Here is a 12,724-nt window from a genome sequence, read left to right as displayed (position 1 = left end):
AAATCAATATGAGGCGGACATGAAGAAATTGAAAAAAGTAGCTTAACTGGGTTGGTCAATTTTGGTTGACCACGTCAGTTTATGCCAACGTTGAATCACGTCTTCTGTACTTAGTGCGTCTGCTTTCTCTTTGTTTACGTGTAATACCAGGTGCGTATGATTACTCATTACCGCATAAGCACATACATCAATGGCAAAAACCTCACTTAAAATATGGATACGGTCTTCTACCCATTGGCGACGATGCTCAAAGCTTCTACCGTTTTCCTCGCCACATAAAAAAGCACGACGAACACAGCGGGAAACACAATGGTAATAGGGCGTATCCGATAAACTAATTTGAGACTTTCGGGCTTTAGGCACTGCGACTGTCCTACTTTGATTAACTCGATTAGCAGTTTGAATAGGTATTTAGATTAAAGAAAGTGTACGAAGGGACAGTTTGGGTGTTTTCGAATTATGCCTGTCTTGCTTACGGTTGCTTACGTTGTTGTGCTCACTCTCTTGCGCCAAAAAAATTCAATAAAGTCTTTTTAAGCTGCCATAATTATTACTAATCTGTCAGAACACCAATAAAAGGATATTACTATGACACTTTGCAAGACTAACGCTTTTTTTGTGGCTTGTTTAATTATGTTAGCGGGCTGCTCGAAAAGTCAGCAGGAACTATTAAAAGGCCATTGGGAATGTAATGGACAAGACGATGGCGCCAAGTTCACGGGGAGTGTGGAGTATGTAAGTAATGGCACCTCAAACGTGATGTTTGAAATGAGTATGAAAGAGTCGGGTACAGAGGCTGAATTCGATGTTATAGCTCAAGGCACTTGGGAGCTCAATAAAAACGAATTACTTGAGTCATTCACTAAGCTTACTATTACCCGTTTTGTTGTAGATGGACGCAATTTACCACCTGAACAATTTCCTCAACAATTGAAAGAAGCCATTATTGGAACCGCCACGGGTTCAGAAATCATACAGTTGGATGAAAGAGTTTTATTAACTAAAAATGGGGGTTCTAAAACTACTTGTTCTCGTCAATAATCTGATAGTCTTTGAATTCTAAAAAACTAAACGCTGGCTCTGTTGTGCCAGCGAGGACTTAACAAGACACAGGACTAAACGAGACAGGCATCTTTGTCTAAAAGGGTCTACATTATGGGTATGTCTAACTAGCTATTTTTACGTCGGTATCCGCTATATATGTAGGCTCACTGTAGTGGATAAAACCAAGTTGGAATCAAGGAATGATGAAGAGATTACTGATAGTTATAACTGCTCTTGTTGTTATAGGCTGTAATGAAAATCAGCCGAAAAACCACTCCCCAGAAATTGCATTAGCGAAGATAATCGGCAATGGAAATCAAACCGTTGTAAATGACGTTCAACTTTACCTTTCTGATAAGAATGCATACAAACTAAAACACAAAGACGGACTAGAAGAAAGCGGATTTGATGGAGCCTTTGAAAATTCATTTGACCTTACATTTGTAATTATAGAAGGTCTAAAAAGCATCAACCGCGTAGTGATTGTAGATTGGAGAGAGGATGCGCAACATGTCTTCGATTTATTAAACGATTTATCTAAAAATGCACTTTCTACTTGCAGCATATCGAAACAGCTGGTGGACGATATGATGCAAACTCAGTTCAATATATCTTACTACTTAGAATCTAGTGAATCTGGCTTTTTATTCTCAACCTGTGCAAAAAGCATGGGGCTAGAAATTATTGGCATTGACGATGGATCAGACTCGTTCGTCTTGTCTTTAATACCAAGTGGCAACGCGGCAAAACTCAAAACATATTTGCAGCAACTAAAATTGAATATAAAGACATACGATAACCGTGTGACTAGTTAGTTGGAGCGAAAAAGAACGTGCTGCGATAGCTTTTTTCTACTGCTTAAATTTTTATATTTTTTTCCGAGGCAAAAAATGACCAAAAATGAAATACCTATTATTGCTAAACAAGCGCTGTCTGAATATCTAGAGGAACCAGGAAGCGTTCTCTATAGTAGCCATGAAACATTAAAGCCTAGTGATGTTTACTTGCTCGGCTTCAATCCAGGTGGCGCAAACGGAAAGCCAGTTGAACAAAGTATTTGTTCAATGCTTACAAATACCAATAACGCCTACTTGGATGAGAGTTGGGAAAATCATAAAGGTGTGTGGGCAAGTGGCGAAGCTCCTCTTCAAAGAAGAGTTCAGTGGGTATTTGAAAACCTTGGGATCAATACCAGAGATGTGTGTGCGAGTAATTTAATATTCTTACAGAGCCGCGAAGCTACAGATATTAACTTTTCATTAGCTGAAATATGTTGGCCAGTACATGAGGCAATTTTAAGCGTTGTTAATCCAAAGCTTATAATAACTTTCGGAAACTCTGATGTTTCACCCTACGGCTTCTTGCATTCTATGTTCGGCGGCAAAGAAGATTATTTACCGTCAGGACATGGAAACTGGGCGGTTAAGGGATTTAGTTGCAAAATCAATGAACGTCCTATTTACGTAGCAGGCCTACCTCATTTAAGTCGCTACTCTCCTGTAGGTAAAACTGAAGTTATCAAGTGGCTGTCAAGTAAGATACAACAAGTCAATTAACATCGCAGCTTTGATGCAGCCGCAGAAGGCTGTATCAAAGCTGTTACCTGTTATTCACTCAAAGGAATGCAAAGCATGCTCTACAAAATAGAAGAACAAGCAGAAGTATTTGAAAAGTTGGAACCCGTAGAGTTCAAAGACTTTTCTAGCTTTGGAAAATTAGAGAAAGATCTAGAAAACTTAATTGCGAACAGTATTTTAGACGTCTTATTTGAAGACGCTAGATTGATGCCGGTGTTTCAAGAACGACAATGGCAGGCAGAAGCTGACATATATGCACTGAATGAAAGTGGCGAATTAGTTATATTCGAGCTAAAGCGTGCATCTGCCGGGAAAGATGCCGTTCATCAAGCGCTAAGATATGCGCAAGATGCTGGTCAATGGAGCTATCAAAAATTAGAAAATAAGTTCAAAGAATATAGCAAAGGCGACATGTCGCTAGTTGAAGCACACAGAGAGGCTTTCAGTCTTGAGCACCAATTAGAGCCTAAAGAAATTAATAACAAACAGCACTTATTAGTTATCGGCAGTGCAGCGGATGACTCATTAATATCTTCCGTCGATTACTGGAAGAAAAGTGGTATATCTATCGATTTCTTGCCCTATAGAATTTATGAACTTGCTGGCGAAAAGTACTTTGAGTTCTTTGCGCTTCCCTATGATAAGCACAAAAACCCAAGTGATGTAAAAGGTGTATTATTTGATACAAATCGCAGTTGGAATGAGGACTCTATTTGGTCGATGATGGATAATAGTCGTCTGGAGGCGTATGGAGACGCCAAAAGGTTTGTTCACCATGTTCATATAGGCGATATTGTTTTCTTTTCCCACAAATGGTGTGGCTTGATAGCTGCTGCAAAAGTGAAAGGTGAGGTTAAAGCGCCAGACAGTGAAACTTTGTATCGGGACGTAGAGTTTTTAACTCCCATCCCAAACCGAAACGATAACACGTTATTGGCTATGCCTTTTTCAGAAGTGAGTTCTAAAACAGGTAAAAGTTTCTTTTGGGCTAGAACGATAAAAGTACCTTACTTAACGAAAAGCGAAGCACTTGAGTTAGTCGATGAGCTTAATAACTATTTACATCGAACTTAACAAGTTAACGCGGTTGGGGGTCTTCACAGTCAAAACTTTAAGCGCTAGTGCACTTTTAACGGCCTTTTGGTAGTTTCTGGCTACGTTGCCGTGGACTGTTACAGGTCGTTTAAAACGCAGTGTTAGTTCAGCATTTTATTAGTTGATTTAAGGAGGATGGTTTTGGCAAAAATTCTAATATTTGGAAACTCTGGTTCTGGAAAATCTACGCTGGCAAAGCACTTATGCAAAACACAAGGTTTGGCTCATTTAGATCTAGATACATTAGCGTGGAAACCTACTAGCCCTCCTGAGAGAAAGCCTATTGATGACTCTGAAGAAGAGATAAAGACTTTTATTTCTTCCAACGACAAATGGGTAATTGAAGGCTGTTATACAGACTTACTAAAAATTGTAGAACAGCAGTCTACTGAAATTATATTTATGAACTTACCCATTGAATCCTGCATTTCAAACGCAAAGGCGAGACCTTGGGAGCCCCATAAATACAAAACAAAGCAAGCCCAAGATGACAACTTAGCAATGCTTATTGATTGGATTGGGCAATATACAGAAAGAAACGATACATTTTCTTATGCGGCACATAAGCAGTTTTATGATGGCTATCATGGTCATAAAAAGATGATTACGCAAAATGTCCCAACTGAGCAATGTTAGGCAAAGTTTGGAACTTGAAAGATAATAAGTCACTATAGTTACTCGTTTGCGCACTCTGAAACAATAATACAAAGACTCAGGTCGCTACGCTCCCAAGTATAGTTTACGTGCAATTCCCCCTTATTTAGGGAGCTGCTACAAGGAATCCTCATGCTGCAAACGCTGGTCATTTGTCTTTTTATTCTGTCTATTTGGGCGTTGTTAAAAAGCGCTACCGATTTCGTTAATGTATGGAAAAGTGAGGCGCCACTTCATTGGCAGCATTGGGGTGAGCCAGAATTTGTGGATTTATATCGTGGTATGTTTGGAGAGCTTTGGCCTGTAATTTTTGGCAAAGCTTGTGAAGAAGCGGGTAGTGATCTGCTAGTAAAAAAACGAAATGATATCCGTTTTGTTTTAAAAATTATCGTTTTACTTTTTATCGCAGCTACTGCATTCAACGGATTCTACTTTGAAGTTAAGCCACGCGGGTAAGCGAATGTTCCCGTAATGGGTTGGTAGATGCTAGGAAAGACGACACAAATGCACGTTGCAATTAGTTTTAAAACAGCCATGTTCGATTTATCCAAAGAACATGAAAATATGATAAATCCAATATACGGTGAATCTTTTCTTATTTGGTTAAAAGAGCAATTCGATGGCGAGTTCAGTGTAACATCGCCTTTTATGGAAGATTGGGGTTGGTACTGTAACGTTTTGTTTCAAGGCCAGAAATACTTGGTCGGCTCATCTGTTTTTATCGAAGAGGATGATAATCCTGAATCAGAACTGAAAAAATGGCTAATTCAAATTGATAAACATAGGTCTTTCATTGAAATTTTGCTTAGAAAAGCGCACATATCGGAAACTGATGAATTTGTGCATCTCCTAAAGTCAAAATTAGAAGCTGAGCCAAAAATAAAATCAGTAGTTTTTGAGTAAGGGGCCCATTAGTGAAAAGTGAAGTTTTTCATTGGTTGAAGCACTTTCCGAGCTATGGAATAGCGCGTTTAAAAATTTCGCATCTAAAGCTCATAAATTAAAAATAAAATGTATGAAATAAGTGAAACGGAGTTTCAATGAAAATAAATCTACTTTTAGCATTATTATTTCTAGTGTCAGCTACGGTATCGGCTGAAGATATTAAAATAGATCTTAAACAGCTTGCCCAACAGTATTTCGACACAATGGTTGCAACTCAGGCCCCTGGTGCTACAAAAGTTGAGCTTGAAAATCACCTGAGTTTACTCGCGGATGATGTTGGTCATTCACATTTGCCATGGGTGATAGACGATACGCGATTACCTGATGGTAAGGAGCAAATGAGAGAGGGCATGACGTTCTATTTAGGCGCACACACAGAATATATTGCTGAGCTGCTAGATGTTTTTACATTTAATCATTCTGCTATTGCTATCAGGTATAAGAATTATGCCAAGGGCGTGCATCCGCAAAACAATCAGCCTATTGAATACAGTCAAGTAATGATGGAAGTACTAGAAATAGAGAACGGTAAGATTGCTGTAATTCGAAAGTACCATGAGTAAATTTCACATTCTGATAAGTTGCGTTGGGGTGAGACGTCGGTCGTTGCTTAGTTTCGCGGTGATGCGCCAGGCATTGACGCTTCTTATCGGTTTGATTTTACATGTATAATTCTTATTCAGGTACTGCTAGTATGGATTGTGTGGTGTCTAATGCCTATAACTAACATTCCCATTGCTTCTCGAAACGATTACATGAGAGCTCAGCGATAGAACAGGGAGCTTTCTAGCTAGAAAGTAGGTTATTACATTTTAAAGGAACGGTATGTTTAAGAAGCTGTTAAAAGGATTTGGAATTGCGCTTCTAATCCTTATCTGTCTATTTGTACTTATTGCTGTTTGGTCGGGCTATAAATCTTCTGAATACGAGAAAACGGCAATTCCTTACATGGATACTGCAATTGCTGACATCTCCTCTTGGGAGCTAGGTACCTTTAAGAGTTACCTCACTCCGTCTGAAGTAGAAAATATCAATGAAGATGACCTTAAAAGGCTTATAAAGGCGCTATCAAAGATGGGGGCGTTAGTTGAAATTGGCGAATATCAATTCAATACAGTTACGTCCAGAGCACTAACATCTGGTGGTTCAGGAACGTTTGTTACCTATACTGTTCCAGCCATATATGAGAATGGAGATGCAGTACTAACCATTACTCTAAAAGAAGAGGGTGATTCCTTTTCAGTTTATCATTTTAAACTAGACTCCCTCGCGCTGTTTGACTAGCGAAGATGTTAAAGCTAATCGTGCGTCGACGCCAAAATGAAGACACCGACAAGCACATTTTTACAGAATATTAGGCCGAGTTTTAAGGACGGGGTAAAATGACGAAGAACCGAAGAACAGCCATCATCAGGCTTCTTCTGCTAGTCAGTACTATTGTTTCCTTGTTTTTCGTTCCGTGGATATTGGTTAAAGCCTGGATCCTACCTTTGCCACACACAGTGCAAGAACAAGTTGATGAGGCTATTAGCCACGGCTTTGACGGCATAATTGTCTACGTGGATGAGGCGGGAAAACCTCCAGCTTTTTACACAGCAGGCTGGAAAGATAGAGATAACAAAATACCCGCTGCCCCCGACTCTTTGTTTAAAATTGCCAGTATCAGTAAGTTGTACACCGCTGTGGCTATCACGAAAATGGCGCGAGAACAGCGACTATCCCTAGACGATTTACTTATTGATCATTTACCCGAACTCAAAGACAGAATTGAGCATTCAGAAAAAATAACGCTTAAAATGATGGTGCAGCATAAGTCAGGAATACCTAACTTTACCGATAATGCTGCCTACTGGGAGAACGAACCGGAAAACGGCAAGCGAGCGCTCGACTTCGCGCTAGATCTTCCGGCGAGTTTTAAGCCCGGCGATGGATATGAGTATTCCAACACGAACTATCTGTTGCTTCGCAATATTATGGATAAGGTTTTGGGGTACAATCACCACGCGTACATTAAGCAAAACATCTTACTTCCACTTCAATTGAACAACACCTATTTTTCATTGAGCGAAGTCAATATAGACGACGTGATGAGCGGCTATTACGTTGGTTACAAGGAAGATGTTAAGGCGCGCGAATACGGTATGCTAGCGACAGCAGAAGATGTGGGTAAGTTCTTACGAGCGCTAAACAACGGCGCTATTTTCAATGAAGGCGAAGCGGAACTTTACCCTTATGTGTTCGAGCATGGAGGCTTGGTTATCGGTTACCAGAGCCTTGCAGAATATGACAAAGACCTCGATACCGTGGTCGTCCAATTTATCAATACCACTGACTTTGACGGTTATGAGTGGAACTTGTCTGAAATCACAATTAGCCGAATCTTCAAAATACTAAGAAAAGCAGAAAACGAGTAGATGGTAGGCTTGGTTCAACGCTTTTTCAGTGTAGGCCAATCATTACAAGTTAGAAAATAATGGGTGGCAACAGAGCGGTTTTTATTATGTGCTTAGTTTATTAATTCGCCGTTTTCACTCTATGCTTTTAGTGGTTATTTTATATCTTCAGCTGCTCGACAAAAAAGGGACAAAACGTGAAAAAACTCTTCTTAATGTTATCTGTGCTTATATCGGTTTTGCGTTTGCTACTGGCCGCTGCGCCATTTACTCCGGCAGTTGCGGGCTCGTTTTTAATGCTTATCCTCGCTGGAGTTTTAGGCTTTAAAGGGTATTCAAAAATAAGCTTGCTTTTGCTTTGTATCAACACCTTTTCGATAGTTGTCAGCCCAAACATAAACGAGTCTAGTTTTACCGCATTAACTGTAATATCGATTATCTTTATTTTCTCTTTCACCGGTCTAGCACTTGGTCTGCCGAAAGGTTTTCAAAGATATGATAGTTGCGTTGATTGACGTTTGAGTATTCAAATATTCAGATGTTAGAGTGGATAATTAAAGGGATTAAAAAAACGTTGCCCCGTTTTGTTTCAACCGCTAGAGTTTAAAAACTCGCCGCCTACAAAAGCAAGGATGTTATTTATGGTCAAGTATGAACTTTCCGCCAGAATTGTATTATCGCTATTTACTGTTATTCCTCTTTTTTTCGCTTATTCCACGCTTCAAAGCAGTCAGCCACTGCTATTCATTTCAATGCTTCTTGCATCAGTACTGTTTTTGGTAACGCAACTAAACATAAAACAGTTTTTAATGCCTAAACGCCAACCCAATGCCAAATTACTTAATATGCAAAAGGCCTTAGGAACCGCTTCGGTTGTTTTATTGATGTTAAATATTGCGTTCAAAGACATAATGTTGTTCTAGAAGAATTTACTTTTTTGCCCAGGAAAAATAAAAAACAACGCCAAAGGAAGGCCAATGAAGAAGCATTTAGTATCGTTTTTGATCTTATCAATCCCTTTTATTTGTTTTTCTAAAGAATTACCCAGCGAATTTAAGAATAACTTAATTTACCTAAAACCTAAGCTCGCGGACGGAACTACCCTGACATTTTTTACTGATACTGGTGGTGGTTGGAATGCGATCTCACGAGAGCTTAGCGAAAAATATGGTTGGGAGATAAGTCAAAAAGAATCTGAAAATGGGGTTATCGATGTTACTGATATGCCTCAGTTTGATCCAGAAGCGTCAATCCCCATGGCGGGATTGAATAATTGGTGGGCTGGAAAATTACAAGTAGTACCATCCGAAGAATTTAGTTCGACTACGAAAAGCGACGGAACGCTAGGCGGACGTTGGCATGCTGAAAAAGTAATTGATTTTAATTACCCTGAGAAAAAAGTAGAAGTGCTAGATGAAACTCCTACATCAACTGAGTTTTGGACGGTTCCTTTGGGATTTCAAAAGGGCCTGGATGGTGGTTATACAATGGCTTTTCCAAGTATCGATATCTCAGTTAATGACAGACAGATTCCAATGTTATTAGATTCAGGTGCTTCGGCATGGCCATCGACAGAGGCGATGGAAAAAGGAGGGCTAGAAGGTGGTCAAGTTGCGACTTCTTTCATTGTCGCTTCAATATTCGATGAATGGGTGAAGTCTAACCCGGAATGGTTAGTGATTGAGGATGCATGTAATTTTTCTCATCAACCCATGATTCGTATTCCGTATATAAGAATTGGAAATAAAACCGTTGGCCCAGTTTGGTTCACAAGAAGAGCAGACAGTAGTTTCCACCAATTTATGTCTTCGATGATGGATAGGCGCATTGATGGCGCACTAGGAGGTTCAGCGCTTCAGTACTTAAGACTCATAGTTGATTACCCCAACGAGCAAGCGTTGATAGCTAACGAAATTTGATAACGACGAGATAATTAAACCAAAATGTCCAATCTACTAACCGCTATGTTTATGCACATTCTTCTTTGTGCATTGCTCTACGTATTTCTTACGCTAGCTCGCGCGCCTTCGGTATGGGGAGTAGGGAAAAACAAAGATGGTTCAAACCCGTTTGCTGATATACAGCCTAAAGTAAGTGCGAATCTTAGCAATCAGTTTGAGTGGCCGTTATTTTTTCACGCTGTTTGCGCCTTGCTAATTGCCTTAGGTGAGCCAATCAGCAATTCACAAGTCTTCCTTGCGTGGGTATTTGTTATTGGCAGGGTGCTGCATAGTCTTGTACAAATATTTACCGACAATATTAGATTGCGTGGTTTGGTGTTTACTATCAACTTCGTTGCCGTTCTTGCAATGTGGTTGTTGCTTTTTATAGAACAGGTTTTAGGTTAAAGAGCGTAAGGGTTATGGAAGAAGTTTTTGAACCGCTGGGCCGCTTTATGCTTCGAGTAGTAAAGTGGATTATCATAGACGCTATTATGGAATTCGTTTTGAAGGGCACGGGCCATGTGGTACTTAAATTGCTGACCTTCGGAAAATATCCAAGAGCAGGTCGTGATGAGGGAAGGACCGTTGCTGTTGGTTTTGTAAGCTTTGTGGCGGTTTTCGTCTGTCTTGCAATGATTGCTTAGTATTGAAAAAGGATATCTGCAATAAAATTAGAAAAGTGGGCGAGAATAAGAGAAAAAGGAAAGCAGCGCTTCGTTCTAGTTTACGGCGTTTTAGGCTGGGGAGTCTCTACCGGTTTATTATGGTCATTACTTATGGCTTTTATCGAGCCTTCCGAAAATATCTGGGGGAGACTCGCCATTGCGATGGTCATCTTTCCCATTGCGGGTATCGCTTTTGGCCACTTAACGTGGAATAAATCTGAAAAAGCTTTTGCAAAAGAAACGACGAAAACTGTCTAGAATTGCTAGAACATGTCTTGTATTAACCAATGAAGGGAAGCCGCTGTTGTTAAGAATCAAAAAATTATTTGTTGTTTCATTAACTTTGCTTGTAGTTAGTTGCGCCAATATACCTATTGCAACAATGCTTGAGTTTCGCTCATTTGATGAGGAGAAATTTGTTGAACTCGACCCCAATCATTTACTTACGAAGATTCACTTAGACAAGCCAGCCGAAATAAAACCAGAAAGCACCTGGCTTACTTTGGGTGTTAGCTCCTCAGAGCAAGAAAGAAGTTTTAAGTATAATCTTGAGGTTATTTCAGAAAAAACACTGCCAGCCGAGTCGGGATGGCTGAGTAAAACGCCAGCGCGAACTGAGTACATTTTAGGGTTAAGTGCCGACGCAATAAAAGAATTCACTGAACTTCAAGAGTTTATGGGTTCTGCATCGCCAACGGGCTTTGATCTTCACGTCAATACTGGGTTTAAAGAGGCGGCAAATGACATGACAAGCATCACAATGTCTATCTTTTTAAAGCTTTACGCTGATGAAGACTATTTTACGCTAATCGATAGAGCGGAATTAGATATCGAGAAAGGAAGCGAGTAACTTCTATTAGACTGGCTTTTTACCAATAACAAAGTAAAGTAATAATCTTCAGCTCTTCAAGCTTATTTAGAGAAGTACATGGAAGTATCTAAAGCCAGTATTCAAAAAGCAGTAGCTAACAATATCATCTCCGAGCAACAGGGCATTGCTCTGTACAATTTCTTCCAAGAAGAAAATCAGCATACTCCCTCTTTTACCTTCACCCATATTCTGTACTACTTAGGTGGCCTTATTGCAATTGGCGCCATGACTCTATTTATGAATTTAGGCTGGGAGCAATTTGGTGGTGCCGGCATCGTATTTATCTCTATGCTTTATGCTGGCGTGGGCTTAAAGCTTGCCAATTCCTTTGCGCGTAAGCATTTAATAATACCAGCAGGGATCTGTGCCATGTTCGTAGTTTGTTTAACGCCAATTGCTATCTACGGTGCGCAGCAATGGCTAGGGCTATGGCCCGACGACAATACGGTTTTTCGCCAGTTTCACCACCGCATTAAATGGCTATGGTTATATATGGAACTTGGAACGCTAGTAACTGGACTTGTCGTAGCATGGCGATATAAATACCCGTTCTTAATAATGCCGATTGCGGTAACGCTCTGGTATATCAGTATGGACGCTGTGATGCTCATTATTGACCATGAGGACTTATGGAACAACTACACGTGGCAATTCCGAGCACTTGTGTCGATGTACTTTGGCGCGTTGATGACGCTATTGGCGTTCTGGGTGGACATCAGGGCGCGAAACACAGCAGATTACGCGTTTTGGCTTTATCTTTTCGGCGTTTTAGCGTTTTGGGGCGGCCTTACCAGCCAAGATTCAGACAGCGAACTGTCTAAATTTGTCTATTTCTGTATAAACCTTGCCATGATTGGCGCTGGTGCTCTGTTGGTTCGACGTGTATTTGTCATATTTGGTGCTTTGGGATGCTGTTTATATTTAGGTCATCTTGCTTCTACCGTTTTTGAAGATAGTTGGCTTTTCCCAGTGGCGCTATCAGCGATTGGTTTAGGCGTCGTATATTCGGGAATTTGGTGGCAAAAGAATGAAGCTCGCATAACAAAGAGTGCGCAAGCGATACTGCCGAAAGCGCTACAGGAACTATTAGCTAATAAAGCTAGATAAGCGAATCAATAGCCAGAAACTGCAGAAGATTCAGATTTACAACCCGCAAAATAGTAGTATCCATTACGCTAGTTGCTCTGCCACAAAAAGTAGGGCCTCGTTTTGTAGGCGTGGTTGTGGCTTTTTTGTGGGGCGGTGATTTTATTGTTGGCTCGATAGGTATCTCTTCCCATCATCTTTGGCTGCTGTACTTGGACTACGGCGTACTCGGCGGCTTCGGGCTTGGGCACGGTTATGATGGTTAATCAAATGCCAGCCATCAAAGATGGACAGTCTGTTATGGCTATTGGTGTTGAAGTTTCTGAATAACTAAGCTGGTGGTGTAGTTACAGTGGTGATCTAATTAACCTACTTGAGGTGGTTTAATTGAGTTGACCAGTCCAGTTAAGGATATAATTGAACTTTAGCTGGAGAAAGTAAATGGCCGGAA

Annotated in this window: 19 protein-coding genes and 1 pseudogene; 19 read left to right on the top strand and 1 reads right to left on the bottom strand. The window is 40.3% G+C overall.

Annotation, left to right across the window (positions count from 1 at the left end):
- Positions 1–75: 75 nt before the first annotated feature.
- Positions 76–363 (bottom strand): annotated as a pseudogene (locus QME20_RS19150) (transposase); the annotation flags it as partial.
- A gap of 225 nt (positions 364–588) precedes the next feature.
- Between QME20_RS19150 and QME20_RS19145 the strand changes: the two are divergent.
- From QME20_RS19145 to QME20_RS19055, 19 genes are all read left to right on the top strand, one after another.
- Entirely contained in the window at positions 589–1,041 is a 453-nt protein-coding gene (locus QME20_RS19145; RefSeq protein WP_281716475.1) for a hypothetical protein, read from the top strand.
- A 203-nt stretch (positions 1,042–1,244) separates the two neighbouring features.
- Complete coding sequence (locus QME20_RS19140; protein ID WP_281716474.1) at positions 1,245–1,859, top strand: hypothetical protein; 615 nt, start codon at positions 1,245–1,247, stop codon at positions 1,857–1,859.
- A 75-nt stretch (positions 1,860–1,934) separates the two neighbouring features.
- On the top strand, positions 1,935–2,600 hold the full coding sequence (locus QME20_RS19135) for a hypothetical protein (protein WP_281716473.1): 666 nt from the start codon (positions 1,935–1,937) through the stop codon (positions 2,598–2,600).
- A gap of 75 nt (positions 2,601–2,675) precedes the next feature.
- A complete protein-coding gene (locus QME20_RS19130) occupies positions 2,676–3,695 on the top strand; it encodes a hypothetical protein (protein WP_014998281.1) in 1,020 nt (339 codons plus the stop codon).
- A 162-nt stretch (positions 3,696–3,857) separates the two neighbouring features.
- Positions 3,858–4,352, top strand: a complete 495-nt coding sequence (locus QME20_RS19125) for an AAA family ATPase (protein ID WP_281716472.1) — start codon at positions 3,858–3,860, stop codon at positions 4,350–4,352.
- A 150-nt stretch (positions 4,353–4,502) separates the two neighbouring features.
- The gene (locus QME20_RS19120) at positions 4,503–4,826 is read left to right on the top strand and encodes a hypothetical protein (RefSeq protein ID WP_281716471.1); all 324 of its coding nucleotides are present in this window, start codon (positions 4,503–4,505) and stop codon (positions 4,824–4,826) included.
- 48 nt (positions 4,827–4,874) lie between these two features.
- Positions 4,875–5,273: a hypothetical protein gene (locus QME20_RS19115; RefSeq protein WP_281716470.1), complete on the top strand. Its 399-nt coding sequence runs from the start codon at positions 4,875–4,877 to the stop codon at positions 5,271–5,273.
- A gap of 137 nt (positions 5,274–5,410) precedes the next feature.
- A complete protein-coding gene (locus tag QME20_RS19110; protein WP_281716469.1) occupies positions 5,411–5,878 on the top strand; it encodes a nuclear transport factor 2 family protein in 468 nt (155 codons plus the stop codon).
- Between the two features lie 262 nt (positions 5,879–6,140).
- Entirely contained in the window at positions 6,141–6,599 is a 459-nt protein-coding gene (locus QME20_RS19105) for a hypothetical protein (RefSeq protein ID WP_281716468.1), read from the top strand.
- 98 nt (positions 6,600–6,697) lie between these two features.
- Positions 6,698–7,729, top strand: coding sequence for a serine hydrolase domain-containing protein (locus QME20_RS19100; RefSeq protein ID WP_281716467.1), 1,032 nt, complete (start codon positions 6,698–6,700; stop codon positions 7,727–7,729).
- Between the two features lie 176 nt (positions 7,730–7,905).
- On the top strand, positions 7,906–8,223 hold the full coding sequence (locus QME20_RS19095) for a DUF6419 family natural product biosynthesis protein (RefSeq protein WP_281716466.1): 318 nt from the start codon (positions 7,906–7,908) through the stop codon (positions 8,221–8,223).
- Positions 8,224–8,349: 126 nt separating this feature from the next.
- Positions 8,350–8,631 carry a hypothetical protein gene (locus tag QME20_RS19090; RefSeq protein WP_281716465.1) on the top strand — a complete coding sequence of 94 codons (282 nt, stop codon included), beginning with the start codon at positions 8,350–8,352 and terminating at the stop codon, positions 8,629–8,631.
- Positions 8,632–8,685: 54 nt separating this feature from the next.
- Positions 8,686–9,627, top strand: coding sequence for a hypothetical protein (locus tag QME20_RS19085; RefSeq protein WP_281716464.1), 942 nt, complete (start codon positions 8,686–8,688; stop codon positions 9,625–9,627).
- 24 nt (positions 9,628–9,651) lie between these two features.
- On the top strand, positions 9,652–10,056 hold the full coding sequence (locus QME20_RS19080) for an MAPEG family protein (RefSeq protein WP_281716463.1): 405 nt from the start codon (positions 9,652–9,654) through the stop codon (positions 10,054–10,056).
- A 14-nt stretch (positions 10,057–10,070) separates the two neighbouring features.
- Entirely contained in the window at positions 10,071–10,295 is a 225-nt protein-coding gene (locus QME20_RS19075) for a hypothetical protein (protein WP_281716462.1), read from the top strand.
- A gap of 132 nt (positions 10,296–10,427) precedes the next feature.
- Positions 10,428–10,574 (top strand): hypothetical protein, encoded by a 147-nt coding sequence (locus QME20_RS19070; RefSeq protein ID WP_281716461.1) that lies wholly within the window; start codon positions 10,428–10,430, stop codon positions 10,572–10,574.
- Between the two features lie 46 nt (positions 10,575–10,620).
- Complete coding sequence (locus QME20_RS19065) at positions 10,621–11,166, top strand: hypothetical protein (RefSeq protein WP_281716460.1); 546 nt, start codon at positions 10,621–10,623, stop codon at positions 11,164–11,166.
- Positions 11,167–11,244: 78 nt separating this feature from the next.
- Entirely contained in the window at positions 11,245–12,294 is a 1,050-nt protein-coding gene (locus QME20_RS19060) for a DUF2157 domain-containing protein (RefSeq protein ID WP_281716459.1), read from the top strand.
- Positions 12,295–12,410: 116 nt separating this feature from the next.
- On the top strand, positions 12,411–12,539 hold the full coding sequence (locus QME20_RS19055) for a hypothetical protein (protein WP_281716458.1): 129 nt from the start codon (positions 12,411–12,413) through the stop codon (positions 12,537–12,539).
- Positions 12,540–12,724: the final 185 nt, after the last annotated feature.

The organism is Alteromonas sp. CyTr2 (assembly GCF_947311905.1).
Taxonomy (GTDB): Bacteria; Pseudomonadota; Gammaproteobacteria; order Enterobacterales; family Alteromonadaceae; genus Alteromonas; species Alteromonas macleodii.
This window is presented reverse-complemented; position numbering and strand designations above follow the sequence as displayed.